We start from the raw sequence: 3562 nt of genomic DNA, 5'->3' as shown, positions 1-3562 counted from the left end.
GCAGCGAGGCCCCGTGGGCCGAGCGTTAGGGCCAAAAAGATGAGACGCGCAGACCGCCTGTTTCAGATCATCCAGGTGCTGCGACGGTCGTCCAGGCCGGTGACCGCCGACGCCATCGCGGCCGAGCTGGAGACGTCCAAACGCTCCATCTATCGCGACATCGCCACCCTGATGGCCCAGCGGGTGCCGATCCGGGGCGAGGCCGGGCTCGGCTATGTGCTGGAGGGCGGCTTCGACATGCCGCCCCTGATGCTGACCTCGGACGAGATCGAGGCGGCGGTGCTGGGCGCGCAATGGGTGGCCTCGCGCGGCGATCCGGCCCTGTCCCGCGCCGCCCGCGACCTGATCGCCAAGATCGCCGCCACCGTGCCCGAGCGCCTGCGCCCCGTCCTGCTCGAGCCCGCCGTCGCCGGCCCGCCGGTCTGGGACAGCGCCCGCAAGGCCGATGCGCTCGACATGGCCCAGGTGCGCGGCTGGATCCATTCCGGCCGCAAGCTGCGCCTCCACTACGCCGACGAGCAGGGCCGGGAGACCCTGCGGGTCATCTGGCCGTGCCTGATCGGCTACCGGGACACGACCCGGCTGCTGGTCGGCTGGTGCGAGACGCGCGACGACTTCCGCACCTTCCGCACCGACCGGGTCCTGTCCGCCGAGTTTCTGGAGGACCGCTATCCCGGCCGCCCCGCCGTCCTGCGCGCCCGCTGGCAGGCGAAGATGGATGCCGAGAAGGCCGCGTGGATCGCGGCGGGCAAGCCGGAGCCGGGATCCTAGGTCCTTCCTCTTGGGCGTGGTGGAGGGGCGCCGGAGCGTCCCCCGGTCCCGATGTGAAGAAGGGGCCGCCGGCGCATGCCGAACGACCCCTCCGTCACGGCGCTGCGCGACCCGATCAATAGATCTCGAACAGGCCCGCAGCTCCCATGCCGCCGCCGATGCACATGGTCACCACGCCGTACTTCGCGCCGCGACGCTTGCCTTCGATGAGCAGATGGCCGGTCATCCGGGCGCCCGACATCCCGTAGGGGTGGCCGATCGAGATGGCGCCGCCCGACACGTTCAGACGGTCCATCGGGATGCCCAGGGTGTCGGCGCAGTACAGCACCTGCACGGCGAAGGCCTCGTTCAGCTCCCAGATGCCGATGTCGTCCACGGTCAGGCCGTGGCGCTTCAGCAGCTTCGGCACGGCGAAGACCGGGCCGATGCCCATCTCGTCCGGCTCGCATCCGGCCACGGCCATGCCGCGATAGGCGCCCAGCGGCTGCAGGCCGCGCTTCACCGCCTCGCCGGCCTCCATGATCACCGAGGCCGAGGCGCCGTCCGACAGCTGGCTGGCGTTGCCGGCGGTGATGAACTCGCCCTGCTGGATTTCCTCGCCCGAGCCGAACACCGGCTTCAGCGCCTTCAGGCCTTCCAGCGTCGTGTCGGCGCGGTTGCCCTCGTCCTTCGACAGGGTGACTTCCTTCTTCGAGGTCTCGCCGGTGGCCTTGTCGACGACCAGCATGCTCGAGGTCATCGGCACGATCTCGTCGTCGAACCTGCCGGCGGCCTGGGCGGCGGCGGTGCGCTGCTGCGACTGCAGGGCGTACTCGTCCTGACGGTCGCGGCTGATGTTGTAGCGACGGGCCACCACCTCGGCCGTCTCCAGCATCGACATGTACATGTGCGGCGAGAGCTTCAGCAGGTCCTCGTCCTTGCCGCGGTACAGGTTCATGTGCTGGTTCTGGACCAGGGAGATGCTCTCCAGACCGCCGCCGACGGCGACCTTCTGCAGGTCGAAGATGACCTGTTTGGCGGCGGTGGCGATGCCCATCAGGCCCGACGCGCACTGACGGTCGATGCTCATGCCGGGGACGGTCGCCGGCAGGCCCGCGGCCAGCGCCACCTGGCGGGCGACGTTGGTGCCGGTCGAGCCCTGCTGCAGGGCCGCGCCCATGACCACGTCCTCGACCTCGGCCGGATCGATCCCGGCGCGGGCCACGGCGTGCTTCACCGCATGGGCGCCCAGCTGCTGGGCCTGGGTGTCGTTGAAGGCCCCGCGATAGGCGCGGCCGATGGGGGTGCGGGCGGTGGAGACGATGACGGCTTCGCGGGACATCCGGGAATCTCTCTCTTCTGGGGGCGCTAACGCTCGGCTCGCGGAGCCTCGCTGCTTGAGCGCGGGTTTCCTCTGCAGTTGCCCCGGCTTCTGGCGGCCGGTTCAGCGACTGATGAATAGTCTAGGCCCGTGCCGTGGCGTCAACGCAATCCCGTCCGGAGCCGGACCCTCCCTGCGCCTCAGGCAGTGAGGGTCCGCGACCCGAACGTAGGCGCCGCGCCGCAGGCGCGCCCTGATGTTAAGCGTGCGCCTTCTGGGCCTTGGTCAGTTCGATCATGCCCTGGGCGGCGCCCATCTCGGGGATGATCTCGCCGGTGCGGTCCGAAATCTCGGCGAAGCGGGCCTCGATCTGTTCCGGGGCGTCGTCGCCGACGGCGTGGATGCCTTGCGTGATCGTGACATAGGCGCGCTCGAAGCCGCCGGCGCCGGCGGCCAGGATGCAGCGGCTCGGGGCGTTCTCGCTGACCAGATACAGCAGGCCCGGCGACACCAGCTCCGGCCCGAGGGCCTCCAGCGGCAGGGCGGCGCCGAGATCCTCGGTCATGCGGGTGTGGGCGGTCGGTGCCAGGCAGTTCACCCGGATGTCGTTCTTGGCCCCCTCGATCGACAGGGTCTGCATCAGGCCGACCAGCGCCATCTTGGCCGCGCCGTAGTTCGACTGGCCGAAGTTTCCGTACAGGCCGGACGAGGAGGTGGTCATGGCGATGCGGCCGTAGTTCTGGGCCCGCATGATCTCCCACACCGCCTTGGTGCAGTTCACCGCGCCCATCAGGTGCACGTCCATGACGAACTGGAAGTCGGCCAGCTCCATCTTGGCGAAGGTCTTGTCGCGCAGGACGCCCGCGTTGTTCACCAGGATGTCGACGCGGCCCCACTTGTCCATCGCCGCCTTCACCATGGCCTCGACAGCGGCGTAGTCGGTGACCGAGGCGGCGTTGGCGATCGCTTCGCCGCCCAGGGCCTCGATCTCGGCGACGACGGCTTCCGCGGCGGTGGCCGAGGCGCCGGACCCGTCCCGGGCCCCGCCCAGGTCGTTCACGACCACTTTCGCGCCACGTTTGGCCAGGGCCAGCGCGTGTTCGCGGCCCAGACCGCCGCCGGCGCCGGTCACGATGGCCACCTTGCCTTCAAAACTCATCGTCATCTGAACGTTCTCCCTGTGATGGGCATTCTCCTAGCAGGCGTTTGGCCGCGCGAAACCCGCCCAATGTGTTGAAATGGCGCCACAGTCGCCGCATTCGCAACCAGATTTGGGAACCTCACCGGTACATTCCGGTTAGGCGTCGGGAGCGCCCCGTGTAAGCGTGGGCATTCGGGCAACCTTGAGTGTGAGGGATATGATGAAGGTGAAGCTTCTCGCCGGCGTCGCGTTGGCAGGGCTGTTCGCAGCCGGTGCTGCGGCGGCCGAGCCGAATGGTTGGTACGGTGCGATTGACGCCGGCTACCACACGATCGACGATCTGGAACTGA

3 protein-coding genes are annotated in these 3562 nt (G+C 69.1%); 1 reads left to right on the top strand and 2 read right to left on the bottom strand.

Annotated elements, in window-relative coordinates; all coding sequences use genetic code 11:
- Positions 1-39: 39 nt before the first annotated feature.
- Entirely contained in the window at positions 40-771 is a 732-nt protein-coding gene (locus ACLQ7T_RS13250) for a helix-turn-helix transcriptional regulator (RefSeq protein ID WP_420479851.1), read from the top strand.
- Positions 772-886: 115 nt separating this feature from the next.
- Here the strand turns inward: ACLQ7T_RS13250 and ACLQ7T_RS13245 are convergent, their stop codons facing one another.
- Together ACLQ7T_RS13245 and ACLQ7T_RS13240 are read right to left on the bottom strand one after the other, a co-directional pair.
- On the bottom strand, positions 887-2092 hold the full coding sequence (locus ACLQ7T_RS13245) for an acetyl-CoA C-acyltransferase (RefSeq protein WP_420479850.1): 1206 nt from the start codon (positions 2090-2092) through the stop codon (positions 887-889).
- 238 nt (positions 2093-2330) lie between these two features.
- Positions 2331-3236, bottom strand: coding sequence for an SDR family NAD(P)-dependent oxidoreductase (locus ACLQ7T_RS13240; protein WP_420479849.1), 906 nt, complete (start codon positions 3234-3236; stop codon positions 2331-2333).
- Between the last annotated feature and the right edge of the window lie 326 nt (positions 3237-3562).

This window comes from Brevundimonas sediminis (assembly GCF_048799765.1).
In the GTDB taxonomy this organism is placed as follows: domain Bacteria; phylum Pseudomonadota; class Alphaproteobacteria; order Caulobacterales; family Caulobacteraceae; genus Brevundimonas.
The sequence above is the reverse complement of the archived record's forward strand: the minus strand, read 5'-3'. Positions and strand labels throughout refer to the sequence as shown.

Bases quoted from the DNA above. Each gene is read 5' to 3' on its own strand.
- ACLQ7T_RS13250 (WP_420479851.1), top strand. From the start codon at position 40: ATGAGACGCGCAGACCGCCTGTTTCAGATCATCCAGGTGCTGCGACGG.
- ACLQ7T_RS13245 (WP_420479850.1), bottom strand. From the start codon at position 2,092: ATGTCCCGCGAAGCCGTCATCGTCTCCACCGCCCGCACCCCCATCGGC.
- ACLQ7T_RS13240 (WP_420479849.1), bottom strand. From the start codon at position 3,236: ATGACGATGAGTTTTGAAGGCAAGGTGGCCATCGTGACCGGCGCCGGC.